General features: G+C 73.0%; 20 protein-coding genes. 8 read left to right on the top strand and 12 right to left on the bottom strand.

Annotated elements, in window-relative coordinates; translation table 11 throughout:
- The 4 genes from ACIOGZ_RS40280 to ACIOGZ_RS40265 form a co-directional block, all read right to left on the bottom strand.
- Positions 1 to 250 (bottom strand): thiamine pyrophosphate-binding protein (locus ACIOGZ_RS40280; protein ID WP_363632352.1); only part of this gene is annotated, 250 nt, incomplete at its 3' end.
- Positions 251 to 508: 258 nt separating this feature from the next.
- Positions 509 to 1,729, bottom strand: a complete 1,221-nt coding sequence (locus tag ACIOGZ_RS40275) for an MFS transporter (protein WP_363632354.1) — start codon at positions 1,727 to 1,729, stop codon at positions 509 to 511.
- A 78-nt stretch (positions 1,730 to 1,807) separates the two neighbouring features.
- Positions 1,808 to 2,287, bottom strand: a complete 480-nt coding sequence (locus tag ACIOGZ_RS40270) for an Rrf2 family transcriptional regulator (RefSeq protein WP_363587036.1) — start codon at positions 2,285 to 2,287, stop codon at positions 1,808 to 1,810.
- A 134-nt stretch (positions 2,288 to 2,421) separates the two neighbouring features.
- Positions 2,422 to 3,408, bottom strand: coding sequence for an NADPH:quinone reductase (locus tag ACIOGZ_RS40265; RefSeq protein WP_400989574.1), 987 nt, complete (start codon positions 3,406 to 3,408; stop codon positions 2,422 to 2,424).
- Between the two features lie 273 nt (positions 3,409 to 3,681).
- Here ACIOGZ_RS40265 and ACIOGZ_RS40260 point away from each other — a divergent pair, with 273 nt between their 5' ends.
- Positions 3,682 to 4,911 (top strand): IS701 family transposase, encoded by a 1,230-nt coding sequence (locus ACIOGZ_RS40260; RefSeq protein ID WP_400989573.1) that lies wholly within the window; start codon positions 3,682 to 3,684, stop codon positions 4,909 to 4,911.
- A 38-nt stretch (positions 4,912 to 4,949) separates the two neighbouring features.
- Here the strand turns inward: ACIOGZ_RS40260 and ACIOGZ_RS40255 are convergent, their stop codons facing one another.
- A complete protein-coding gene (locus ACIOGZ_RS40255) occupies positions 4,950 to 6,878 on the bottom strand; it encodes a helix-turn-helix domain-containing protein (protein WP_400803344.1) in 1,929 nt (642 codons plus the stop codon).
- 261 nt (positions 6,879 to 7,139) lie between these two features.
- Between ACIOGZ_RS40255 and ACIOGZ_RS40250 the strand changes: the two genes are divergently transcribed.
- From ACIOGZ_RS40250 to ACIOGZ_RS40225, 6 genes are all read left to right on the top strand, one after another.
- Positions 7,140 to 7,889: a 50S ribosomal protein L11 methyltransferase gene (locus tag ACIOGZ_RS40250; RefSeq protein ID WP_363632359.1), complete on the top strand. Its 750-nt coding sequence runs from the start codon at positions 7,140 to 7,142 to the stop codon at positions 7,887 to 7,889.
- 495 nt (positions 7,890 to 8,384) lie between these two features.
- Positions 8,385 to 9,557: a 3-deoxy-7-phosphoheptulonate synthase gene (locus ACIOGZ_RS40245; RefSeq protein ID WP_400989571.1), complete on the top strand. Its 1,173-nt coding sequence runs from the start codon at positions 8,385 to 8,387 to the stop codon at positions 9,555 to 9,557.
- A gap of 122 nt (positions 9,558 to 9,679) precedes the next feature.
- Positions 9,680 to 10,450, top strand: a complete 771-nt coding sequence (locus tag ACIOGZ_RS40240; protein WP_363587042.1) for a 2,3-dihydro-2,3-dihydroxybenzoate dehydrogenase — start codon at positions 9,680 to 9,682, stop codon at positions 10,448 to 10,450.
- Positions 10,451 to 10,492: 42 nt separating this feature from the next.
- Entirely contained in the window at positions 10,493 to 11,122 is a 630-nt protein-coding gene (locus ACIOGZ_RS40235) for an isochorismatase family protein (protein WP_400989569.1), read from the top strand.
- Positions 11,119 to 13,074 carry an anthranilate synthase family protein gene (locus tag ACIOGZ_RS40230; protein ID WP_400989568.1) on the top strand — a complete coding sequence of 652 codons (1,956 nt, stop codon included), beginning with the start codon at positions 11,119 to 11,121 and terminating at the stop codon, positions 13,072 to 13,074. The genes ACIOGZ_RS40235 and ACIOGZ_RS40230 overlap by 4 nt, the downstream gene beginning before the upstream one ends.
- 35 nt (positions 13,075 to 13,109) lie before the next feature.
- Positions 13,110 to 13,967 (top strand): arylamine N-acetyltransferase, encoded by an 858-nt coding sequence (locus ACIOGZ_RS40225; protein WP_400989566.1) that lies wholly within the window; start codon positions 13,110 to 13,112, stop codon positions 13,965 to 13,967.
- Positions 13,968 to 14,023: 56 nt separating this feature from the next.
- On the opposite strand, the gene ACIOGZ_RS40220 is transcribed toward ACIOGZ_RS40225, so the two are convergent.
- The 7 genes from ACIOGZ_RS40220 to ACIOGZ_RS40190 form a co-directional block, all read right to left on the bottom strand.
- The gene (locus ACIOGZ_RS40220) at positions 14,024 to 15,592 is read right to left on the bottom strand and encodes a class I adenylate-forming enzyme family protein (protein WP_363587045.1); all 1,569 of its coding nucleotides are present in this window, start codon (positions 15,590 to 15,592) and stop codon (positions 14,024 to 14,026) included.
- A gap of 73 nt (positions 15,593 to 15,665) precedes the next feature.
- Positions 15,666 to 17,144 carry an adenylosuccinate lyase family protein gene (locus ACIOGZ_RS40215; protein ID WP_400989564.1) on the bottom strand — a complete coding sequence of 493 codons (1,479 nt, stop codon included), beginning with the start codon at positions 17,142 to 17,144 and terminating at the stop codon, positions 15,666 to 15,668.
- On the bottom strand, positions 17,141 to 19,132 hold the full coding sequence (locus tag ACIOGZ_RS40210; RefSeq protein ID WP_400989562.1) for an FAD/NAD(P)-binding protein: 1,992 nt from the start codon (positions 19,130 to 19,132) through the stop codon (positions 17,141 to 17,143). Before ACIOGZ_RS40210 ends, ACIOGZ_RS40215 begins: the two co-directional genes overlap by 4 nt.
- Before the next feature lie 73 nt (positions 19,133 to 19,205).
- A complete protein-coding gene (locus ACIOGZ_RS40205) occupies positions 19,206 to 20,777 on the bottom strand; it encodes a class I adenylate-forming enzyme family protein (protein WP_400989560.1) in 1,572 nt (523 codons plus the stop codon).
- A 228-nt stretch (positions 20,778 to 21,005) separates the two neighbouring features.
- Positions 21,006 to 21,551, bottom strand: a complete 546-nt coding sequence (locus tag ACIOGZ_RS40200) for an SRPBCC family protein (RefSeq protein ID WP_363587049.1) — start codon at positions 21,549 to 21,551, stop codon at positions 21,006 to 21,008.
- Positions 21,552 to 21,732: 181 nt separating this feature from the next.
- The gene (locus ACIOGZ_RS40195; RefSeq protein WP_400989558.1) at positions 21,733 to 22,176 is read right to left on the bottom strand and encodes a GNAT family N-acetyltransferase; all 444 of its coding nucleotides are present in this window, start codon (positions 22,174 to 22,176) and stop codon (positions 21,733 to 21,735) included.
- A 75-nt stretch (positions 22,177 to 22,251) separates the two neighbouring features.
- A complete protein-coding gene (locus ACIOGZ_RS40190; RefSeq protein ID WP_363587051.1) occupies positions 22,252 to 22,665 on the bottom strand; it encodes a transcriptional repressor in 414 nt (137 codons plus the stop codon).
- 200 nt (positions 22,666 to 22,865) lie between these two features.
- Here ACIOGZ_RS40190 and katG point away from each other — a divergent pair, with 200 nt between their 5' ends.
- Positions 22,866 to 25,100 (top strand): catalase/peroxidase HPI, encoded by a 2,235-nt coding sequence (gene katG, locus ACIOGZ_RS40185; RefSeq protein ID WP_363587052.1) that lies wholly within the window; start codon positions 22,866 to 22,868, stop codon positions 25,098 to 25,100.
- The last annotated feature ends 65 nt before the right edge of the window (positions 25,101 to 25,165 follow it).

Here is a 25,165-nt window from a genome sequence, read left to right as displayed (position 1 = left end):
CGTGCCGGACCAGGATGTGGCGCACCTTGGCCGAGTCCATCAGCGGGTCGTACGCGGGAAGGATGGCCCCGCCCGGGATGCCGAAGACGGTGTCCACTCCGACCTCTTCGAGTGAACGGATCAATGCCTGGGCGCCGGTCATCGCGGACTCCACGGGCCCGGTCCGGGCGTCGGGGGTGAACGGCGCTGGGGTCGATCCGGTGGTCTCGGTGCTGTGGGTGGTCACGGGGGACTCGCTCAACTGGGTCATCTGGCAATCTCTCGGTTTCGTCGACGTGGTGGTCCGGCGGGGAGTGCCGGGTGGTGTCCGTGGCCGGGGCCGCTGCGGTGCGCGGCGCCGTTGGGCGGCCAGGGACGTGTCGGGGAAACCGGGGCAGCAGGGTCTGTCTCCGCGCCGGTCGTCGGTCGTCGCGTGCTGAGGGGTGTTTCAGCGCTCGGTGCGACGCCGTGCCGTCAGGAAGCGTTGGCCGGAAGGGAGTTGCCCGGCCCGCAAGGAGTGTCTCGCGTCTCAGCCCTTGTTCGTGGGCGAGTGGTGGGTGAAGAGCAGGAAGACCAGGGCGATGGCGGCGATGGCCGCGCCGAGGCCGTACACGGTCGCGGCGCCGGCGCCGAGGGTGGCGCCGCCGATGATGGTGCCGAGGCCGATTCCGAGGTAGATGGAGGAGGAGTTGAGGGAGACCACCAGCGGGGCCTCCTGGGGGGCGACCTCGATCAGGCGGTGTTGCTGCGGGGGTGTCTGGCACCAACTGCTGGCGCCCCAGAGGAGGACCAGCAGGCCGACGACGGGCTTGAGGTCGGAGTCGGAGGCGGCGAGCCAGGCGAGGGACCCGAGGGCGACGACCATGGCGGTGTAGCCGACGATCAGGACCTTGGTGGAGCCCCAGCGGTCGGTGGTGTAGCCCGCGGCGAGGTTGCCGATGACGGCGCCGAGGCCGTACAGGAAGAGCATCCACAGGATGGAGCGCTCGGGCACCTTGACGGCTTCCAGCATGGGCACGCTGTAGGCGTACGCGGTGTAGCTGGCGCCCATGCCGAGGACGGTGAGCGGCAGGACGGCGAGGACGGCCGGCCGGCGCAGGACGGCGAGGCGGGTGCGTAGCGGCACCCGGACGTTGCCGGGGAGCCACGGCATGATCAGGCGCAGTATCACGGCGACGAGCAGGCAGAGTCCGGCGACGAGGCCGAGGGCGGTGCGCCAACCCAGCCAGTGGCTGGCGGCGTTGCCGAGCGGCACGCCGAGTGCGGTGGCGATGGTGAGGCCGCCGATGACCACGGCGAGGGCTCGGGCCCGCAGTTCGGGGCGGACGAGGGAGGCGCTGACGGCTCCGGCGTTGGGGGTGTAGGCGGCGGCGCCGGCGGCGGCGATGATGCGGCTGATGATCAGCACGGCCATGTTGGGGGCCAGTGCCGAGCCTAGGTTGGCGATGCCGAGCGTGAACAGTGCGGTGATCAGCAGGGTTCGGCGGGGAAGCCGGGCGAGGAGGGTGGCCAGGACGGGGGAGAGGACGGCGTAGGCAGCGGCGAAGACGGTGATCGACTGGCCGGCCGTGGCCGGGGAGACGTGCAGGTCCTGGGCCATGGAGGGGAGGAAGCCGGCCACGACGAAGGCGTCCGTGCCGACGGCGAACGTCCCTAAGGCGAGGACGAGGGTGGAGGACAGGCCGCCCTGGGGTGGTGAGCCGGGTTCGGCCGGAGCTTTCCGGTCGGCCGGAATCGAGACACTGGACATCCAGATTCTCCTTGCGGGTCGGTGCGCGTGCTGTGGTGTCGCCGCGCGGTGAGGCGGTCGGACCGTCGGGCGGTGCGGTCAGCCGGTCATGCGGGCGTAGTGGCGTCGGGTGCGGTCGGCGGCCCCGCCCGGCGCGGCGGCCATGAGGTCGGCCACCGTCTGCCCGGCGAGTTCGCGGCGCCAGGCCAGTTCGGCCTTGCGCATCGCGGTGGCGATCCCGCACGGCTGTCGGAACTCCCGTGCGATGGCGCCACCGCCGTCCGCGCGCTGGCGGATCTCGGTGCAGCGGAACACGTCGTCGGGGCCCTCGATGGCGGCGACCACGTCCATCAGGGTGATCTTCTCCGGCCGTCGGCCCAGCCGGAAGCCGCCCTTGGAGCCCGGCGTCGAGCTCAGGATGCCGGCCCGGACCAGTGCCTGTAGGCGCTTGGTCAGGTAGGCCGGCGGCAGGTCGAACCAGGCCGCCAGCCGTGCCGTCGGAACCGGTTGCTCACTGTCGAGCCATGCCAGGGTGAGGCAGCAGTGCAGGCCCCACTCGACTCCTTCACCCATTCGCATAACCAGGACAATACACGTCCAGGTTCTGCGACGCAGGCCGGACGTGCCGGAGGTCCGGAATATGTCAAGTCGCGGCCCGACGAGGGCGTTGCGGCCCTGCCGGACCTCCGGTACAACGGTTAGCAGCCGACCGGTCAGGCCCGCGAATCGGGCCTGAGGACCACCCGTCTGCCGTGCAGCTCGCCGCGTTCCATTCGGCCGTGGACCTCGGCGGCGGCGCTCAGCGGAAGGGTCTCGACCACCAGGGGGCGCAGCCGTCCGGCCGCGAGCAGGCGGTTGATGCCGACGGCGGCCTCGGCCAGTTCGGTGCTGGTCGCATGCGAGATCACGAAGCCGGCGATCGAGCAGTCCTTCATGTAGAGCGGCCCGACCGGGAGGATCGGCCGCGAGCGGGCGCCGGCCAGCAGGACGATCCGTCCGCGCGGGGCGAGCAGGTCGACGGCGGTGGCCAGGTCGTTCTCCCCGGACGTGTCGAGGTGGAGGTCGACGCCGCCGGGGCAGGCCTGGGCGAGCCGTTCGGCGAGGTCCGGATCGCGGTAGTCCAGGGCCTCGGCCGCACCCAGGGCGAGGCACTGTTCCAGGTCCCGGGCGGAGGCGGTGGCGACGACCCGGGCCCCGGCGTCGACGGCGAGGGTGACCAGCGCGGAGCCGACGTTCCCGGCCGCGCCGGCCACCAGGACGGTCTCACCGGCCCGCAGGCGGCCGTGTGTGAACAGGCCGAGGTAGGCGGTCGCGGCCGGATGGACGACGGCGACGGCCTCCTCGGGGAGGACGCCCTCAGGGAGGTGGTAGAGGCGGTCGGCGGGGACGACGACCTGCTCGGAGGCGGCGCCCTGGCGCCCGCCGTGGCCGAGGCTGTTGGTCCACACCCGGTCGCCGACGGCGAAGCCGGGGGCGGCCGGCCCGGCCGCGGCGACGGTGCCGACCAGGTCGCGGCCGATCACGAACGGGAACGCGACCGGGGTGCGGAAGAGGCCGGAGCGGACGAAGGTGTCCACCGGATTGACGGTGGTGGCCGTGACGTCGACCAGGATCTCGGTCGGCCCAGGACGGAGGGAGGGAAGTTCGCCGTAGCGGATGTTCTCGGGCGGCCCGAGGGCCTCGATGAAGGCTGCTCGCATGCTCGGAGAGTCTTCCACCGGTCAACGCCGGGGTGCCGCACGGAAGCCGTTTGTTCGTCAACTCGCGCGCGGTCGGCCCGCCCCTGATGGCCCCGGCACACCCCACCGGGCGGCTCCGGGGGCGATCGCGCCTGCTCGCGCGCTCTGTCCGGTGGTCCGGCCATAGGCCGCGCGTGCAGCCGTGTGCCCGGTGCACCTGGGCCCGGCCTGAGCCCTCTGCATACCGTCGACCCATCTGAAGATGCGTCTGCCATGTAGAGGTTGGGGATCTCGATGAGCGACTTCGCCCTGCACATCAGGGACACGCGAACACCCGGGCGCACGCCGGGCGTTGGCAGTTCCCACGACATCGTCCTCTCGGAGCTGTGCCCGGCGCTGTTCGCGTCGCTGCCCCGGGCGGACCAGCGCCGCAAGGGTGTGGAGTACCTGCGCGGACTGCTGGGCGCGGAGGGCCGCAAGTCGGTGCGCAACATCGCGCGGCTGATCGGCGGGCAGGCCACGGAGCAGAACCTGCACCACTTCATCAGCAGCTCCACCTGGGAGTGGGACCCGGTGCGCGCCGCGCTGGCGCACTACGTGACGTCCGTCGCGCCGCCGCAGGCCTGGGTGGTGCAGCAGACGGTCATCCCGAAGGCCGGGGAGCACTCGGTGGGCGTGGATCGCCGGTTCATCTCCTCGCTCGGCCAGGTGCTCAACGCGCAGCAGGCGGTGGGCGTCTGGGCGGCGTCCGAGGAGGTGAGCATGCCGGTGAACTGGCGGCTGCACCTGTCCCGGGCGTGGCTGGACGACGTGCCGCGGCGCAGCCAGGCGTCCATCCCGGCGAGTGTGGACACCCGGACGCTGGGCGACTGCTCGGTCGAGGCGGTGCTGGAGCTGACCTCGGACTGGCGGCTGCCCACGCTGCCGGTGGTGATGGACGTCCGGGAGCTGGACGGGATGAAGGCGCTGCGGCGGCTGCGCGCGGCGGGGGTGCCGTTCCTCGTGCGGATCAACAGCACGCTGCCGCTCCGCCCGGCCGAGGGGGCCGGGCACGGCGCGGAGGCGATGCCGGCCCACCGGATCATCGGGGCGTGCCGGGACCGCAGGCGGATGGTGACCTGGACCGACCACGGCCAGGACGCCGGGCTGCGTACCGCGCTGGTCGGTGCCGTCCGGGTGCGGACGGTGACCGGGGCGGCCCGCTCCCTGGGGGTGAACCGCGGGCCGGACGGCCCGGACCGCGACCTGCTGCTGCTCGGCGCGGGCAGCTCCGGCCGGCGCTGGCCGCAGGAGCTGTGGCTGGCCGACGTCCCGGACGCCACGCCGGCCCAGCTGTTCCGGCTGAGCCTGCGGATCGGCCGGGTCGAGCGGGACTTCGACGAGATCGCGGACCGCACCGGCATCCGCGACTACACCGGCCGTTCCTTCAACGGCTGGCACCGCCATGTCACCCTCGCCTCGGCCGCACACGCGGTCGTGGCCCTCTCCCACACCGGCGGCCGCTCGCTCCGCCGCGTGAGCTAGGGGCACTCTTCCGGATCACGCCCGCGCCCCGACAGGCACTAGGTCCCTTGGTCGACTCCCGCCGACGGGCCGTCCTTGACGAGGAGGTCGCGGACGCGCGAGAGCCGTAGGGCGAGCTGGACTTCGAGCGCTTGGCCGGGGTCCTGCCAGTCGGGGCCGAGCAGTTCCGCGACGCGTTCCAGGCGGCGGGCGACGGTGTTCGGGTGGACGTGCAGCTTCTGGGCGGCCCGGGTGGGGCTGGCTCCGGTCTCGAAGTAGGCGTCCAGGGTGCGGCCGAGGTCGGTGAACCGCTGCCGGTCGTACTCGAGCACCGGACCGATGACCGAGTCGACGAAGGAACGGACGTCCCGGTTGTCGGCGAGCAGGACACCGAGGAAGCCCAGCTCCCGGGGGGAGGCCGAGCGGCCGGTGGCGTCGAGGGCGATCATCGCCTCCAGGCAGCGCAGCGCCTCCTGGTGGCAGTGGTAGACCGAGGCGGCGTCCGCGACCGGCCCGGCCGCCGCCACCGTGACCGGTTCGCTGAGCAGCGGGGCGAGTTCGTTCAGGACGGCCCGGGCCGTCGTGCCGGCGTCGGTGCCGGGCAGCAGCAGCACGGCGTTGCCGCCGTGCCCGACCCGCAGCCCGTTCAGTCGCTGGGCCAGGCCCGTGGCCAGGGCGCAGGCCCGGCCGACCGCTCGGGCCTCGGGGCGGACGACCACCACCACGTGCGGCGTGGCCAGGTTGATGCCGAGCCGGCGGGCGCGCTCCTCCAACTGCTGCGGCGGGCGCTGGGCGCTGGTGAGCAGGTCCTCCATCAGCTCGCCGTGGGCGCGGCCCTGCACGACGGTGGTGTCGCCGGTGCGCAGCAGCTGCACCGCCACCGCCTGGGCGGCCAGGTGCAGCAGTTCGTCGATGCCGGCCGCGGGGAGGTCCTCGGGGCGGAACACCAGGGTGCCGAGTATCTCGCCTCCGGCGGTGACCGGGGCCGCCCAGAGGCCGTCCGCGGTGTGGACCGGGCGTTTGGCGGCGTGCACCTCCGCGGCGGCGGGTCCGGTCTCGGGCATCCGGCCGGTGGTGGTCAGGACGGTGCCGTCCGCCGCGTGGATCCGCAGCGCGCCACCCAGGTTCCGGCTCACGGCTTCGGCGAGACCGTGGAGTTCGCAGTCGGTCAGCGCCCGTTCGATCAGCTCGTGATGGATGCGCCGGTGCTCGCTGAGCTCCCGCAGCGACTCGGTGGTGCGTCCGTGCTCCTCGCGCAGGGTCTGCGCGGTGGCCTTGGCGTCGTCGAGGACGAGGGCGCGCTGGACGGCCAGGCCGGCGAGCTCGCCGAGCAGGTTCGTGGTGGAGATCTCCTCCGGGGTGTAGTGCCGCACATTGCGGTCGGCGACGTAGAGCGCGCCGAAGGGGTGTGGGCCGTAGCTCAGCGGGACGGCCATGATCGCGCGCAGCGCCTCGGCCCGGACCACCTCGTCGATGTCGGTGCTGTGCTGGATCCGGTTGTCGTCGAGGTAGTCCGGGGTCCAGACCGGCGCGAGGTTGGCGACGGCGGCGTGGCCGAGTCCGGAGCCGCCGGTCAGCTGGAGGCCGACGTTGAGCGTGGAGGTGTGGCCGTCCGACGCCCGGATGTAGGACAGGCCGTCCTCCGGTCCGGGGAAGCTGACGTACGCCATGTCCGAGCCGAGGAGCAGTCGCGAGCGCCGGGTGACGACCTTGAGCACCCCGTCGAGGGTGTCGGGGACGAGGAGGTCCCGGGCGGTGTCGAGCAGCGCGGACAGGCCCGCCTCGCGTTGCTGGCGCCCGCGGCGCTGGGCGCAGATGTCCAGTCCGAGCCGGACGGCCCGCTCCAGTGCGGCCGTCTCGGCCTCGCGGGCGCCGCCGCGGGCGGCCTCGGCAAGCAGTGACTCGATGCGCGCCGGTGGTGCCTCCGCCACCAGCAAGGTCAGTACCGTCAGCGCGTCAGGCCGCTTACGGACCCCCTGTTGGGCCATGCCCTACCCCCACCCGTGCACATCAGCCTTTTTGCCTGGCACATGCCAGGTAATGCAAAGTGTTTATCATGTCACTTTGGGTGGGGCTCGGATGATTCCACGGTTTGGACGGTGGAGGGGGCACCGCCGAGTGGCCCCGATGTGTTGCCGGGTCACCTTCCCGCCGCCCGTGCCGGTTGAGGAGGATGACGTGGTGGCCACCGGGGAGGTGGTCCGGGCGACAACGCCCAGCTGGCGCGGTGGGGGGCACAGGCGGACGACATGAAGGCGCTACAGGACTACCGCCGTTCGCTGGAACGGAGCAGGGCCGCGCTGGAGCACCCGCACCGGCCCGCGACCTTCCGGCTCTGCGGCCGTGAATGGGACCTGCTGCCAGGGATTTTCGCCCCGGTCTACTCGCCCACCAGCGAGATCTCCATGCGCCTGCTCGGTCTGGACGACCCGCGGGCCGCCGGGCGCTCCGGCTCGCTGCTGGAGATCGGCTGCGGCACCGGCGTCATCGCGGTGGCCGCAGCACTGGCCGGGCATGCACGGGTGGTGGCCGGCGACATCAACGAGGCCGCCGTCCGCAACACCGAGATGAACGCCCACCGGCACGGCGTCGCCGACCGCGTCCACAGCGTGCACAGCGACCTGTTCGCCGCGCTCGCGCCCGAGGAGCGCTTCGACACCGTCTTCTGGCACTCCAACTACGTGCTCGCGCCGGAGGACTACCGCTACCGGACGATGCACGAGCGCGGCTACGTCGACCCGGGCTACGCCGCCCACCGCCGCTTCCTCGTCGAGGCTCCGGGCCGGCTGGCTCCGGGCGGCTCGGTGCTGCTGCACTTCAGCGAGCGCGGCGACCTGACGGCGCTCCTCCGGATCGCCGAGGAATGCGGGCGCACCCTGCGGGTGGTGCGCAGCGGCGTCTTCCCGGAGGGCGAGGAGGAGGTCGCGCACATGTTGATCGAGGTGACCGTGGCGCGCGGCCGGTCCGGCGGCGAGACGGCACCTGGTACCGGCTTCTGACGTCCGAGCCCGGCGGCCCGATCTGCCACGCCGACTTCGGCACATGCCACGAGGTGCCGGCGCACGGTGGTCCGCCCACCCCGGGGGATGCGTGGGCCACCGGAGTCCGGCCGTGCTGTACGGCGTCCAGATGGGGCGCGCGCCCGAGCCGTTCCATGGCCGGATCTCGCCGGTCCGCCACCTCGGGACGGACCTCGTCGAGGGCCCGCCGTCACCGTTCTCGGTCGCGCCGGGGCGACATCTGACGGAGTGTGCCGCCACCTGATGGAGTATCCGCCACCTGACGAAGTGCGGGGGCGGGCGTTGGCGACACCTGGTGGCACGCCACAAGATCTGGAAGAGCCTCAGCCGTTCGGCGGCCGGCGGACCGCTGCCGGACCGGGACCCGGCCCGCGGGCCGGCCGCTCCTCCCTGACCCGTGCCATCCACAGCCTCGCCACGACGCCCTTCCGTGCGCGCCGCCGAGCCGGCGCACCTTCGCCCCGGGAGACCCCCATGGTCACCGCCCTGTCCGCGCTCCTGTCCCGGCCCGCACTCCATCAGCCCGACTGGGCCGACCACGAGCACCTTCCCGACATCAAGGACCGGCTGGCCGGTCTGCCGCCGCTGGTCGGCCCGGCCGACGTCCGGCGGCTGCGCTCCGTGCTCGCCGACGTCGCGGCCGGGCGGGCCCAGGTCGTACAGATCGGCGACTGCGCCGAGGACCCGGCGGAGTGCACCGCGGGCGACGTCGCCCGCAAGACCGGCCTGCTGGACGTCCTGGCCGGCATCGTCACGATGGCCACCCACCGGCCGGTGGTCCGGGTCGGCCGGATGGCCGGCCAGTTCGCCAAGCCCCGCTCCAAGCCGACCGAGTTCGTCGGGGGCCTGGAGATCCCGGTCTTCCGCGGCCACCTGGTCAACAGCCCCGAACCCGACCCGGAGCTGCGCCGCCCCGACCCGCGGCGGCTGCTCGGCTGCTACTGGGCGGCGGCCGAGGCGATGACCCACCTCGGCTGGTCGGATCCGGACCGTCGCTCGCCGCTCAGCCCGCCGGTGTGGACCAGCCACGAGGCGCTGCTGCTCGACTACGAAATTCCGATGATCCGTCAGATCGGTTACACCGAAAGCCTCTTGACGTCCACACACTGGCCGTGGATCGGCGAGCGGACCCGCGACGTGGCCGGCGCCCACGTCACGATGCTCGCGTCCGTGGCCAACCCGGTCGCGTGCAAGGTGGGACCCGGCATGGTACCCGAGGAACTGCTGGAGCTGTGCGCGCGGCTCGACCCGCACCGCGAGCCCGGGCGGCTGACCCTGATCGCCCGGATGGGCGCCGAGGTCGTCGCCGACCGGCTGCCCGCGCTGGTCAGGGCCGTCCGGGAGGCCGGCCACCCGGTCATCTGGCTCACCGACCCGATGCACGGCAATACCGTCACCACGCCCGGTGGGCTGAAGACCCGCTTCGTGGAGACCGTCGTCCGGGAGATCCAGCACTTCCAGTACGCCGTCCGCTCCGAGGGCGGCGTGGCCGGCGGCCTGCACCTGGAGACCACGCCCGACGACGTCACCGAGTGCGCCCACGACGCCTCCGGGGTGGCGCACGTCGGCGACAAGTACACCAGCTTCTGCGATCCCCGGCTCAACCCCGGCCAGGCCATCACCGTGGTCTCCGCCTGGGAGGGCTGACCCGCCGGGCCCGGAACGGCGCCACACACCACCACACCGAGAGCAACCGAGAGCAACCGAGCAACCGAGAGCAACCGAGAGCAACGGGCCGGCCACGCGTCGGCCCCGAGGGAGGTCCGGCAGTGACGAACACGATCGCCCTGGTCACCGGGGCAGCAGGCGGCATCGGCGCGGCCGTGGTCCGCGCCCTGGCCGAACAGGGCACCGCGGTGGCCGCGGCGGACCGCGACGAGGAGGGCCTGCGCAAGACCGTGGCCGCCCTCGCCGAGGAGGGCCTGCGGGCCGAGGCCTACCCGGTGGACGTCAGCGACCACCGCGCCGTCGACCTGCTCGTCGACCGGGTGGAGCGCGAACTCGGGCCGGTGGACCAACTGGTGAACGCCGCCGGGGTGCTGCGCCTCGGCGAGGTCCGGGACTTCTCCGTCGAGGACTGGACGGCCACCTTCGCGGTCAACGTCAACGGCGTCTTCCACGTGTCCCGCGCGGTGGTCGACCGGATGATCCCGCGCGGGCGCGGCGCCATCGTCACCGTCGCCTCCAACGCCGCCCGCACCCCGCGCACCGAGATGGCCGCCTACGCCGCTTCCAAGGCCGCCGCGACGATGTTCACCAAGAGCCTCGGCCTGGAGGTCGCCAGGTACGGCATCCGCTGCAACCTCGTCGCCCCCGGATCCACCGACACCCCGATGCTCACCTCGATGTGGCACGACGAGTCCGGCCCGCAGGGCACCCTGCACGGTCGCGCGGACGCTTTCCGGGTCGGCATCCCGCTCAACAAGCTGGCCAGCCCTGCCGACATCGCCGCCGCCGTGCTCTTCCTGCTCTCCGACGCGGCCGGCCACATCACCCTGCACGACCTCACCGTCGACGGCGGCGCCGGCCTCGGCGCCTGACCGGCCCGCCCAACTCACCATTCCCCCAGGAGAGTCCACCGCATGGCAGGCATTCCGACCATCGAGCCCTATCCGATGCCGACCGCGGGCGAGCTGCCCGACAACACCGTGTTGTGGACCGTCCGCCCGGACCGCGCGGTGCTGCTCGTGCACGACATGCAGCGCTACTTCCTGCGCCCCTTCCCGGCGGACGAGGCACCCGGCCGGGAGCTGCTGCACAACGCCGCCCTGCTGCGCCGCCAGGCCGCCGAGCTCGGCGTGCCGGTCGCCTACACCGCCCAGCCGGGCGGCATGACCACCGAACAGCGCGGGCTGTTGCTGGACTTCTGGGGCCCCGGGATGCGGATGGACCCGGTCGACCGAGAGGTCGTCGAGTCGCTCGCCCCGGCCCCCGGCGACTGGCTGCTCACCAAGTGGCGCTACAGCGCCTTCTTCCGCTCCGACCTCCTCCAGCGGATGCGCGAGGAGGGCCGCGACCAGCTGATCCTGTGCGGCGTGTACGCCCACGTGGGCGTACTGATGACGGCCGTCGACGCCTTCACCAACGACATCCGGCCGTTCCTGGTCGCCGACGCCGTCGCGGACTTCTCCGCCGCCCACCACCGGCTCGCCCTGGAGTACGCCGCCGCGCGCTGCGCGATGCTGATCACCGCCAAGGAGACCTTCGCATGACCGACCGGACGACGGACCGGGCGAGCGAGCGGACGACGGGCCGGGCGAGCGGGCGGACGACGGACCGGACGACCGAGGAGCTGCTGCGCCGGGTGCTCGCGGAACGGCCGCCCGCCTTCGCCCTCCTGCACCGGCCCGAGACCACCGGCCCGGGCACGCTGGACGTCCTGTTCGGCGAGGTCGCCACCGCGGACACGCTGGACGCTGTCCCGCTGGGCCCCGAGCCCGGCCGCCCGGGCCCGGAGGTCCTGGTCCTGGTCCCGTACCGGCAGATCGCCGAGCGCGGTTTCGAGGCCCAGGACGACGGTGCCCCGCTGCTCGCCATGACGGTGACCGAGCACGCCACCGTCGACCTCGGCGAAGCGCTGGCGCTGATCCCGGACCGGCCCACCGAGCTGACCGGCGCCCGCTTCGACCTCGGCGACGAGGAGTACGCCGACATCGTCCGACGGGTGGTCGCCGAGGAGATCGGGCAGGGCGTCGGCGCCAACTTCGTCGTCCGCCGCACCTTCCTGGCCGAGATCAGCGACTACACCCTGCACGCCGCGCTGGCCTTCTTCCGCCGGCTGACCGAGCGCGAGGCGGGCGCCTACTGGATCTTCGTCGTGCACACCGGGGAGCGGACCTTCGTCGGCGCCAGCCCCGAGCGGCACATCAGCCTGGCCGACGGCGTCGCCGTGATGAACCCGATCAGCGGCACCTACCGCTACCCGCCCTCCGGCCCCACCCTGGCCGGCGTGATGGACTTCCTCGCCGACCGCAAGGAGGCCGACGAGCTCTACATGGTGGTCGACGAGGAGCTCAAGATGATGGCCCGGATCTGCGAGGGCGGCGGCCGGGTGGTCGGCCCGTACCTCAAGGAGATGGCCCGGCTCGCGCACACCGAGTACCTCATCGAGGGCCGAACCGACCGCGACCCGCGCGAGATCCTCCGCGAGACGATGTTCGCCCCGACCGTCACCGGCAGCCCGCTGGAGAGCGCCGCCCGGGTCATCCGCCGTCACGAGCCCGCCGGGCGCGGCTACTACAGCGGCGTGGCCGCGCTGATCGGCCGGGACGAGCGCGGCGGGCGCACGATGGACTCCGCGATCCTGATCCGCACCGCCGACATCGACACCGCCGGCCGGATCCGGATCGGGGTCGGCGCCACCCTGGTGCGCCACTCCGACCCGGCCTCCGAGGTCGCCGAGACCAGGGCCAAGGCGGCCGGGCTGCTGGCCGCGCTGGAAGCCGGAGGCCCGCGCACCTTCGCCGGCCACCCCCGGGTACGGGCCGCGCTGGAGCGGCGCAACACCGTCATCTCGGACTTCTGGCTGGCCGAGGACGCGGACCGCGGCCGGCGACTCGCCGAATTCGCCGGGCGCCGGGTGCTCGTGATCGACGCCGAGGACACCTTCACCGCCATGATCGGCCACCAACTCCAGTCACTCGGGCTTGAAGTGACGATCCGTCGGTTCGACGAGCACTACGCCTTCGACGGCTTCGACCTGGTCGTGATGGGCCCGGGGCCGGGCGACCCGCGGCAGGCCGACCACCCCAAGATCGCCAGTCTGCGCGCCGCCGTGGCCGAGTTGCTCGCCCGGCGGCGCCCGTTCGTCGCGGTCTGCCTCAGTCACCAGGTGCTGTCCACCCTGCTCGGCCTGCCGCTGCGTCGCCGGGACGTCCCCAACCAGGGCGTCCAACGCGAGATCGACCTGTTCGGCGCCCGCGAGCGGGTGGGCTTCTACAACACCTTCGCCGCCGTCAGCCCGCACGACACGGTCGACGTGGACGGCGTCGGCACCATCGAGGCCGTCCGCGACCGGGAGACCGGCGAGGTGCACGCCCTGCGCGGCCCGCACTTCGCGTCCATGCAGTTCCACGCCGAGTCGGTGCTCACCCAGGACGGCCCCCGGATCGTCGGCGGCCTGATCGCCGAGGTCCTCCGTGCCGGGGCGATCCTTGCCGGGTAGTCTCCGGGAGACCGCACGGGAGAGGGGCCGACAGGATGGGCGATGACCGCGCCACCGGCGAATGGGGAGCGGAACTGCTCGACGTCGGGGCCTACCTGGCCCGCACGGGCGTTTCCGGTCCGCTGCCCCCTGAACCCGGGACGCTGCGCCGGCTGCACCGCGCCCACCTGCTGGCCCTCCCGTTCGAGAACCTCGACATCCCGCTCGGCCGCGGCGTCCCGCTCGACCTGGACCGCGTCCAGGCCAAGCTGGTCGCCGGCGGCCGCGGCGGCTACTGCTTCGAACAGAACCTGCTCTTCGCCGCGGTGCTGGAACGCCTGGGCTTCCAGGTCACCAGGCTCGCCGCCCGCGCCCTGCTGAACGCCGGCCGACCGCTGCCACGCACCCACCTGGTGCTGCTGGTGACGGTCGGCCAGGCGCGTTTCCTCGCCGACGTCGGCTTCGGCGACAAGGGGCCGCTGGAGCCGCTGCCGCTGACCGACGGCGCCCTGGCCGAGCCCGACGGCTGGACTCACCGGCTCCGCCGGGTCGGCTCGGAGCCGGACTGCTGGGTGCTCGAACTCCTTCGCCCCGACGGGTGGTTGCCGCTCTACCGGTTCGAGACGGGCCTGCCGCTGCACCAGGTCGACTGCGTGGTGATGAACCACTACACCTCCACCCACGAGCGCTCCCCGTTCACCGGCCGGGCCTACCTGTCCAAGATCACGTCGCAGCGCCGGCTCTCCCTCGACGGCCGGCGGCTGGTCGTCGGCCGCGCCGACGGCACGACGGAGGCCGCGGACCTCACCGACGAGCGGTACGCCACCGTCCTCGCGGAGGACTTCGGTGTCCGGCTCGGGCCCGGGGACCTGCGGTCCGTCCTGCGGAGCCTGCCGGCCATCGGCTCCTCCTGACACGCGTCGGCCCCGGCGGGTCTCACGACACCGCCGGGGCCGACGCCTTCCTCGGCTCAGGCCTCCTCGGCCGCGGCCAGCTCCCTGGCCAGCTCCAGCCGCTTCACCTTGGTCGTGGCGGTGTGCGGCAGTTCGTCCAGCCGGCGCTGCACCGGCGGGGCCAGCGTGGGCAGGCCGGCCACCGCGCGGTTCCAGCGGGCGAGGTCGAGCGGCTGGTCGTCCCGGGTGCAGACCACGGGCACCGGGGCCTTGTCCCCGCCGGGCACGATGATCACCTCCAGCAGCTCGGGCAGCCGGGTGAACAGCTTGTCCTCCAGGTCCAGGGTGCTGTTGATCCCCGGGATCTCGTCGACCTCGCGGTCCAGCAGATGCAGGCAGCCCCACCGGGTGCGGTAGCCGAGGTCGCCCATCCGCCACCAGCCGTCCCGCGAGAACTGGCCCTCGAAGCGCTCCCGTTCGCCGAAGTAGGTGACGATCTGCCCGCCGCTGCGCACCTCGATGTGGCCGGGGGAGTCCTTGGCCACCGGCCGGCCGTCCCGGCTGACCACCCGGACCTCGGTCATCCCGGGGAAGGTCCGCCCGACGCAGCGGCCGTCGGCGCCGCTGCGGCGGTGCCGGGTGTAGGTGCGGGCGGCGATGGCGCCGGTCTCGCTCTGCCCGTACGTCTGGGCGAAGAACGGCAGGCTGCGCTCGGACGCGCCCAGCAGGGTGTCGACCGTGCGCGGGTGGATGGCGTCGAAGGTGTTGCTGAAGCAGCGGACCTTGGCCAGCGGCTTCGCCGGGTGGTCCGCCAGGACCTCCCAGCTCAGCAGGGTGTTGGGGTGGGACTCGATCACCCCCGGGGGGATCCGGGCGAACAGCTTCGCGACGTGCTCCGGCTCGTCGTCCCGCAGGATGATCATGGGATGGCCGCGCAGCGCGAACAGCGCGGCCCCGCTGATCATCCGCGAGTGGACGAAGGAGACGTGCACGGCGATCGGCTCGTGCCGCCCGACCGGGGCGAGCAGCACCGACTGCGGGCGGCAGCGGGCCTGGATCGTGATGCCGGTCTGGACGGCGAGCTTGGGCAGGCCGGTGGTGCCCGAGGTGTGGGTGATCAGGGCCGGCCGGTCCTGCGGCATGGTCACCGGCGCCACCCGCTCGACCCCGGCCAGCCCGGCCAGCGCGGTCGCGCCCGGGAACTCCCCGGTGGCCACCAGCACCCGCTCGGTCAGGTCGAACACCTCGGACGGGAGTGCCTGCTCCAGCTTCGCCGCGTCGGTGAGCAGCGTCGGCCGGGACAGTCGCCCCAGCAGGCGGGCGACGGTGGCGCCGTCCAGCTTCGGGGACAGCAGCACCGGTACCCCGCCGACCCGGGCGACGCTGTAGGCGAGCAGGGAGATGTCGAAGCTGTCCGACTTGTGGATCACCACGTGCGAGCCGGGGCGGACCTGGGAAGCCCACAGCCGGGCGGCGAAGTCATCGACCAGGTCGGCGAGTTCGGTCAGGGTGACCCGCCGGCCCAGCTCCGGGGCGATGTCGAGGTCGTGGTCGAGGTAGACCGGGCTCGCCGGGTGACGGGCGGCCGCGCGGTCCCAGACCGTGCCCAGCCGGATGCCTCGATTGCCGACGCGTTGCAGGAACATGCTCCTCTTCCCCTTCGGTTGGTCGCGGATCGCTCGGGCGCCCGGTGCCGGGGCGCCGGACGCCGGGCCGGCCTCACGGCTCGCGCAGGGCCCGGTCGACGAGGGGGCCGGCCGCTCCGGTGTACGTGGTCGGATCGCACAGCCGAGAGAGCTCGACCCTGCCGAACATGCCGTCGAGAGCGGGCAGTTCGGCGAGCACCTGCTCCAGCGGCCGACCGTCGCGGTCGGCCTCGCCGGACGCCTCGGTGAGCAGCTGCTTGGCCGCCGCCTTGCCGAGCCGGGGTGCCAGGACGGCGACGATCCGCTCCGAGACGATCTGACTACCCGTCAGTTCGAGGTTGGTGCGCATTCGTTCGGGCTTGACCTCCAGCCCCTCGGCGAGCTCCACCGCGGTGTGCGCGGCGCCCCCGGTCAGCCGCAGCGCCTCGCGCAGCAGCTGCCACTCGGCGTGCCAGGCGCCCCCCGAGCGCTCGTCCTCGGCCAGCAGGCACTGGGTGAGCCCGGTGGCGATCACCGGCACCTGCAGCGCGGCGCTGCGGATCAGGGTGGCCAGCACCGGGTTGCGCTTGTGCGGCATCGCGGAGGAGCTGCCGCGCCCGGCCGCGGTGGGCTCGGCCACCTCGCCGACCTCCGTCCTGGTCAGCGACTGCACGTCGATCGCGATCTTGCCGAGGGCGCCGGCGGTGAAGGCCAGCGCGCCCGCGAGGTCGGCGATCGGGGTGCGCAGCGCGTGCCAGGGCAGCACCGGGCGGGCCAGCCCGGTCTCGGCGGCGAAGGCGGTGAGCAGTCGGTCCAGGTAGTCGCCCGGGTCCGGCGCCGCCCCGTTCGCGGCCGCGCCGTCGATCCGGGCGTACTCCAGGTACCCGGCGAGGGTGCCGGCGGCGCCGCCGAGCGAGACCGGCAGACCGTGCTCGGCGACCCGTCCGAGCCGCTGCTCGGAGTCCAGGACGAGCTGGCGCCAGCCGGCTGCCTTGAGGCCGAAGGTGGTCGGTACGGCTTGCAGGGCGAGCGTGCGGCCGGGGAGGACGGTGTCCCGGTGCCGTTCGGCGAGGACGGCCAGGGCCCGCGCGGTGCGGGCGAGGTCGGCGCGGATGATCCGCAGGGCCTGGGCGGCCACCAGCATCGCGCCGGTGTCCAGGACGTCCTGGCTGGTGGAACCGCGGTGGACGTACTCGGCGGCGGCCCGGTCCTCGGCCGCCACCACCCCGGTCAGCGCCCGGACCAGCCCGACCACCGGGTTGGCGGTCTCCCGGGACTCGACCGCGAGGGCCCGCAGGTCCAGCAGCTCGGCGCGGGCCAGGCGGGTGATGGTGTCGGCGGCGGTCTTCGGCAGGGTGCCCAGCCCGGCCTGGGCCCGGGCCAGCGCCGCCTCGGCGTCCAGCATGGCCTGTAGCCAGGCCCGGTCGCAGACGGCGGCCTCGACCGGCGTCCCGGCGCGGACCGGCGACAGCAGCCCGGCGTCGGTCAGGATGTCGGCCGCGTCGTGCGGGTCGTGCGGGTCGTGCGGGCCGCCGGGTTCGTCCGGCGCGGCCGGCTCGTCAGGGTCGGTCATATCAGCACTCCGGTCAGGTCGGTGACGGCCGCGTCCGGCCGGACGCCGAAGGGCAGCTGGGTGGTGGGCGGCAGGGCGAGCAGCGAGCGGGCGATCGCGTCCGAGTCGCCGAGCGTCACCGAGTCCACGCCGGGCCGGATTCCGGCCGCCGTCACCCAGTGCACCGACTCGGTCGGCACCCCGTAGGCGTAGCGCCGCGGGTGCGCGCGGCCCCGGGTGTCCAGCAGCCGGTACGGCCGTTTGGTGACGGCCAGGCCGCCGGTCTCGTAGTCGGTGCCGCCCGTGCCCGGGATCCGGTACGCGGTGGCCTGTTCGGTGCTCAGCAGGTGCTGCAGCAGCGGGTCGGTGGTGCGGCGCAGGTCGGGTTCGGGCAGCCGGGCCTCGATCAGGACGGTGGCGCGCACCGGCGGCTGGGGCACCGCCCGGGAGGTGAGCACGTAGGCGGCCGCCTCGGTGTCGATCCGGATCTCGGTGCCCGGGCCGGTGAGTTCGACCACCCCGGCCTCGATCAGGGCGATCAGCTCCTCGATCCGGGAGACCGGCGGGCCGATCGACAGGAAGGCGTTGAGCGGGGTGTACCAGCCCTCCAGGTCGTCCCGGTGCGAGTTCCCCTCCAGCCCGCCGTGGTCCACCGCGAGGCGGATCTCGTTGCGCAGGTCGCGCAGGATGTCCAGGGCGGCCTTGAGCGGGCCGCTGAGGTTGCCGGCGCGGGCCGCCTCGACGTCCTCGGCCAGGTACCCGAGCAGCCAGTCGCGGAAGTCCTCCGGCCCGCTGAACTCCCGGTCCCCGTAAGGGCGGAAGAGCCGCTCCCAGTCCCACCGCTCCGACTCGGGGATGCCGTACTCGTCGAGCAGGGCCGCGAAGCCGCCGCCGTGGGCGACCGTCAGGTACCGCTGGACGAAGGGCTCCCGCTCGGCGCCGCGGCCCTTCGCGTCGAGCAGCGTGCCGTAGTAGACGCTCTCCACCTCGCGCGCGATCAGCGGCCACAGGTCGGTGCGGAACTGCACCGGCTCGCCGGCCGCGGACTGCTCGCGCAGCCCGGCGATGTACTCGGCGGTCAGCAACCGGGGGAAGTAACGGCCGTACGCGCCCTTCTCGTTCTCGCCGCGGGCGTGGTACGGGATGCCGCGGCGCGAACTGGCGAACAGTTTCGGCTCCCGGCCCGACGGCCGGTACACCAGCCGTCCGTCCGCGCGGACGAAGGCGCCGCCCCGGCCGACCGTGAACAGGGCCATGTGGTCGAAGAAGTTCAGCCCGAGGCCGCGCAACAGTACGTGCTGGCCCGGCAGGATGCCGCTCAGGTCGAGATCCGCCGGGTTGGCCGGGGTGATGTAGGTGAGGTGGTGGATCCGGGACAGGCTCGCCGTCCGCTCCTCGTGCGGGGTCGGCCGGGCCGCGACGTGGCCCTGGGCGAGCACGATGGCGTCCAGGTGGTTGAGCCGGCTGCCGTTCTCCAGGCGGATGCCCTGCGGGCCGCCGGGGACACCGTGGGTGTCCGCCATCGCCACCGCCCGCGAGCGGTGCACCTGGACGGTGACGTGCGCGGGCGCGCCGTCCACCACCCGGCGGAAGCTCGCGTTCAGGTAGCGCCCGTAGAACGCCCGGGTGGGGTAGCTGTCGGCTCGCAGGGTGCGGGCCTCGGCCACGCACTCCTCGTCCTGCCCGGAGGCGGCGCCGGCCTCGGCGACCTCCACCGCCCACTCCCACAGGCTCGGACCGGGCTCGATCGGGCCGTCGATCCGGGAGCTGTCGTCGGTGTACACGGTGATCTGCGAGGCGACGGTGTTCATCAGCAGGTGCCGTGACTGGTCCTGGCGCCAGACGGCGCCGGCGCCGGGCGCGGCCGGGTCGACCATGTGCACCGTGATGGAGCCGTGCGAGGGCGCCGCGCGCTCGTTGGCGCAGAGCCGCTCCAGAACGGACAGGCCGCGCGGGCCGGCCCCGATGACGCAGACCTCCAATGCCGCCTTGCCGCCCACTCCGCTCATGCGCCCGCCTCGCTTCGCTCGGCAGGGGCATTCGCCCGCGCGCACCTCTCGATGACGAGATGGCTTCGCTCACTCATGGCTTCACGTCCTCCACGTCTTCCACGTCCGCCCGGGTGCCCTGCGGGGCGTCGGCGAGCAGCAGGCGGGCGAGTTCCAGGCGCTTGATCTTGGTGGTGGCGGTCCTCGGCAGCTCGTCCAGCCGTCGGTGGACCGGCTCGGCCATCGGCGGCAGCGACGCCGTGGCGCGCCGCCAGGCCGCCAGGTCCAGTGGTTCGTCGTCCTTGGTGCACACCACCGGCACGGCCCGGCCGTCCGGGCCGGGGATGATGATGACCTCGGCGAGGCCGGGCAGCTGGCCGAACAGGGTGTCCTCGGCCGCGAGGGTGCTGCCGAAGCCCTCGATCAGGTCGACCTCGCGGTCCAGCAGGTGCACGCAGCCCCACTTGGTGCGGTAGCCGACGTCGCCCATCCGCCACCAGCCGTCCGCCGACACCTGGGCGTCGTAGCGGTCCTGCTCGCCGAGATAGGTGACGATGCGCCCGTCGCTGCGCACCTCGATGAAGCCCGGGTTCCGTGCGGACGGCGGGTTGCCGTTCCGGCTGACGACCCGGACGTCGGTCATCCCGGGGAACGGCATGCCGACGCAGCGGCCGTCGTCGTCCAGGGTGCGGCGCCGGGTGAAGCCGCGGACGATGGCCGGGCCGACCTCGCTCTGCCCGTACAACTGGCCGAAGAGCGGCGAGCGGCGCCGGGTGGCGCGCAGCAACCGGTGCACGGTCCGCGGGTGGATCGCGTCGAAGGTGCTGCTGAACAGCTTGACGTTGGACAGTGGGCCGCGCGGGTCCTGCGCCAACTCCTCCCACTCCATGAAGGAGTTGGGGTGCGCCTCCAGGATGCCCGGCTTCAGCCGCGCGAACAGGTCGCCGACGTGCTTCGGGTCCGACTCGCGCAGCACGACCAGCGGGAAGCCGCGGTAGAGCGAGATCGCCAGTGCGGTGATCAGCCGGGAGTGGACGAAGGAGACGTGGATGGCGATGGTCTCCCGGCCCGGGATCAGCGGGGCGATGACGGAGGCCTGCGGGCGGTAGCGGGACTGCAGGCTGAACCCGGTGTGCACGGCCAGCTTGGGCGTCCCGGTGGTGCCCGAGGTGTGGGTGATCAGCGTCGGGTGGTCGGCCGGCATGATGACGGGTTTGACCCTCTCCACCCCGGCCAGCGCCCGCAGTTCGACGGCGTCCCGGTACGAGCCGGAGGTCAGCACCACCCGGTCGGCGAGGTCGAAGACCGTCTCGGGCAGCACGTTGTCCAGCTTTTCCTGGTCGGTCACCAGGAACGGCCGGTCGGTACGGCGGACCAGCTCGGCGACGGTCGCGCCGTCCAGAGCCGGCGACAGCAGGACCGGGACCGCCCCGATCCGCGCCGCCGCGCACGCGAGCAGCGTGATGTCGAAGCCGTCGGCCTTGTACACCACCACCCGCCGGCTCGGCCGCACGCCCGCCGCCCAGAGCCGGGACGCCAGGTCGTCCACCAGGTCCGACACCTCGGCGACAGTCGCCCTGCGGCCCAACTCCGGTGCCGCGTCGAGGTCGTGGTCGAGGATGAGGACGTTCGCGCCGTGTCTGGCCGCGGCGCGTTCGAAGAGCATCCCGAGCTGAATTCCCCGGTTTCCGATACGTTGAAGAAGCACCTGTACGCCTCCCGGGCCGCGGCTGTGCGCCGTCGGCGCCTGACGTGAATGGAATGGACACCACCCGCGGTGAAAGGGACACCGTCCGAGGTGAATTGGCGTGCCCGGGCGTCCGAATGGCCGCGTGCCCGGGTACGAGCCCGGGAATTCCGGGCGAATCGCGGAAAGGCCGGATACCGCCCGGCGTCACGCCTCTTCGATGACGGCCTTGATGCGCTGCAGGGTGGCGGCCAGATCGCCGGAGATCTTGTCGCCCCACTCCGCGAAGAAGCGCTGCTTCTCGGCCGCGTCCATCTCCGCGGTGATGCCCTTGATGCCCTGGGTGGCCGAGTCCATGCGGAAGTGGTGGGTCAGCAGGCTGCCGCCGCCCTCGGCGGCTTCGATGTCGAAGCCCCAGATGCTCTCCTGCTTCTGGCCGTCCGAGTTGTGTATCGCCCACCGGAAGGTCCGGCCCGGCTCCGCGGCGACCACCTCGGACTGGGTCGTCCACCGGCCGCGGACCACCGGCGCCCAGGCGACGATGTCGTCGCCGCGGAGGTTGTCGCCGCGGAACACGGACCCGACGGCGGCCGGCTCGCCGACCGTCCATTCACCGCCCAGGCATTCCGGGCTCCATTCGCCGCTGCGCGGCAGGTCGCTGACCACCGCGTAGACCTCGACCGGTGTCGCGGAAATTCGAATGTCGGCGTCGGCGGAGAATATCGGCTGCTTCTCGTTGATGGTTTCGCCCATGCCGGGGATCGTCCCAGCCCGGCCCCGGCGGGGGTCAAGGGCGGGCCGGCGGGTCCGTCAACTCCGTGATTCCGTGTCAACTCCGGCCCGGTGCCGCGGCGAACGGCCGCGAACGGACCGGCATCGCGTACCACGAACCGGCCGGCACCGCGGGCCGCGAACCGACCGTCCCCTCGAACCGCTACGAACCGGCCCGGATCTCGCGGGCGAAGTGCAGGGCGACGATCGACATCCGGGCCGTGTGATAAAAGCGGTGCGCGCCGTGGTTGGTCACCCCCGAGTCGAGCTCGATCCGGGCGCACCCCGCCCGCCGGGCCCGCTCCTCCAGCTCCGCCATCAGCCGCCCGCCGACCCCCGCCGACCGCACCGCGCGGTCGGTCACCAGGTCGTCGACGAACAGCAGCCGGCCGCGGCTGGTCGCCAGCACCCGGTGGGTCGCCACCCCGACGCACCGCCCGCGACCGTCGTACGCGGCGGTGAATGCCAGCCCCTGCGCGTGCGCCTCGGCGGCGAAGGCGGCGAACCCCTCGGCGGTCAGGGCCGGCCTCAACTGCCGTATCAGCGGCCCGACATCGGCCGCCATGGCGGCGCTCCCCGGTGCGACGTCAACCATCGTCAGTTCCATCCCTCGATCTTCGCAGGGAATCCCGGTCCTCGGTCCGGGCGGGGATGTGAGTCCGGGCCCGTGGTCAGCCCGTGGTCAGCCCGCGCAGGCCGGGCAGAGGCCGCGGTAGGTGACGGCGGCGTCGGTGACGGTGAAGCCGAAGCGCTGGTCGGTGGGCAGGGCGGTGAGGGGGTCGTCGGTGGGGTGGACGTCGCGGATGGTGCCGCAGTGGGTGCAGACGAGGTGCTGGTGCGGGTGGTGGGCGTTGGGGTCGTAGCGCTTGGCCCGGCCGTCGGTGGAGACCTCGATGACCTCGCCGAGGGTGACCAGTTCGCCGAGGGTGTTGTAGACGGTGGCCCGGGAGATCTCGGGCAGGCGTTCGGCGGCTCGGGCGTGGACCTCGTCGGCGGTGAGGTGAACGTGCTCGCCGTCCAGGACCTCCGCCACGACACGCCGCTGGGAGGTGAGGCGCCAGCCGCGTCCGCGCAGTCGCTCCAGCAGGTCACTCATATCGGTTCACCTATTCAGGTCAATGGGAAGACCGGATTTTACCAAGTGATTGCGGCTTCTCTCCGGTTCCCGATCGGATATGGGTTTGGTGTCAATCTTGACGTGGATCGAGTCCATCGTAGGATCGGCTCCGGCGATAGCCTGGGTAGCAGGAAGTAGCAGTCAAGACACCGTGATCCGCCTTGTAGGGAAGGATTTCCATGTCTGAGAACCACGATCCCATCGTTACCGAACCCGAGCCGCAGGCGGAGGGCACGGGTGGCTGCCCGGTGGCCCACGGGCGCGCGCCGCACCCCACCCAGGGCGGCGGAAACCGCCAGTGGTGGCCGGAGCGGCTCAATCTGAAGATCCTCGCGAAGAATCCGGCCGTGGCGAACCCGCTCGGCGCGGACTTCGACTACGCCGCGGCGTTCGGATCCCTCGACCTTCCGACCGTGAAGCGGGACATCGAGACGGCCCTCACCACCTCGCACGCGTGGTGGCCGGCCGACTACGGGCACTACGGCCCCTTCATCATCCGGATGGCGTGGCACAGCGCGGGCACCTACCGCATCAGCGACGGCCGAGGCGGCGCCGGCGCCGGGCAGCAGCGCTTCGCCCCGCTGAACAGCTGGCCCGACAACGCCAGCCTGGACAAGGCCCGCCGCCTGCTGTGGCCGGTGAAGAAGAAGTACGGCCGCAACCTCTCCTGGGCCGACCTGATGATCCTGGCCGGGAACGTCGCCCTGGAGTCGATGGGCTTCGAGACCTTCGGCTTCGGCGGCGGCCGGGTGGACGAGTGGGAGCCGGACGAGGACGTCTACTGGGGCCCGGAGACCACCTGGCTCGGCGACGAGCGCTACACCGGCGACCGCCAGCTGGAGCGCCCGCTCGCCGCCGTCCAGATGGGCCTGATCTACGTCAACCCCGAGGGCCCCAACGGCACCCCGGACCCGCTCGCCGCCGCCCGCGACATCCGCGAGACCTTCTACCGGATGGCGATGAACGACGAGGAGACCGTCGCGCTGATCGCCGGCGGCCACACCTTCGGCAAGACCCACGGCGCGGGCCCGGCGGACAACGTCGGCCCCGACCCCGAGGACGCCCCGATCGAGCAGCAGGGCCTCGGCTGGAAGAGCACCTTCCGCACCGGCAAGGGCGGGGACGCGATCACCAGCGGCCTGGAGGGCGCCTGGACGGCCACCCCGGTGACCTGGGACAACAGCTTCTTCGAGACGCTGTTCGGCTACGAGTGGGAGCTGACCAAGAGCCCGGCCGGCGCCTTCCAGTGGAAGCCGAAGGGCGGCGCCGGAGCGGGCACCGTCCCGGACGCCCACGACCCGTCCAAGCGGCACGCCCCGACGATGCTGACCACCGACCTCTCGCTGCGCCTGGACCCGGTCTACGAGCCGATCTCCCGGCGCTTCCTGGAGCACCCCGAGGAGCTCGCGGACGCCTTCGCCCGCGCCTGGTTCAAGCTGACCCACCGCGACATGGGCCCGGTCGCCCGCTACGTCGGCGCGGAGGTCCCGGCCGAGCAACTGGTGTGGCAGGACCCGCTGCCCGCGGTCGACTACCGGCAGATCGACGCCGCGGACGTCGCCGCCCTGCGGGAGCGGATCGCCGCCTCCGGGCTGTCGGTCTCCGAGCTGGTGTCCACCGCGTGGGCGGCGGCCTCCTCCTTCCGCGGCAGCGACAAGCGCGGCGGCGCCAACGGCGGCCGGATCCGGCTCCAGCCGCAGATCGGCTGGGAGGTCAACGAGCCGGACCGGCTGGCCTCGGTGCTGCGCACCCTGGAGGGCGTGCAGCAGGAGTTCAACGCCCGGTCCGGCGCCAAGCAGGTCTCGCTGGCGGACGTGGTGGTGCTGGCCGGCGGCGTCGGCGTGGAGAAGGCCGCCCGGGCGGCCGGCCACGACGTGGTGGTGCCGTTCACACCGGGCCGGGTGGACGCGACGCAGGAGCTCACCGACGTCGACTCCTTCGCGGCGATGGAGCCGACCTCGGACGGCTTCCGCAACTACGTGGGCAAGGGCAGCCGGCTGGGCGCCGAGTACCTGCTGCTCGACAAGGCGAACCTGCTGACCCTGAGCGCGCCCGAACTGACCGTCCTGGTCGGCGGCCTGCGGGTGCTGGGCGCCAACTACCAGCAGTCTCCGCACGGCGTCCTCACCGAGACCCCCGAGGCCCTGACGAACGACTTCTTCGTCAACCTGCTGGACCTGGGCACGGAGTGGAAGGCCACCTCGGAGGACGGGCACACCTTCGAGGGCCGGGACGCGGCCACCGGCGCGCTCAAGTGGACCGGCACCCGGGCCGACCTGGTCTTCGGCTCCAACTCCGAACTGCGCGCCGTCGCCGAGGTCTACGCGAGCGACGACGCGAAGGAGAAGTTCGTGGCCGACTTCGTCGCGGCGTGGGTCAAGGTGATGAACCTGGACCGGTTCGACGTCGCCTGATCCCGCGCCCGCCCGATCCCGTGATCCCGGGTTCCCGGGCGGCCGACGGGAGTTGGCGTCAGCCG

Origin of the sequence: Kitasatospora sp. NPDC088160, assembly GCF_044741445.1 — a bacterium.
GTDB lineage: Bacteria > Actinomycetota > Actinomycetes > Streptomycetales > Streptomycetaceae > Kitasatospora.
The sequence above is the reverse complement of the archived record's forward strand: the minus strand, read 5'-3'. Positions and strand labels throughout refer to the sequence as shown.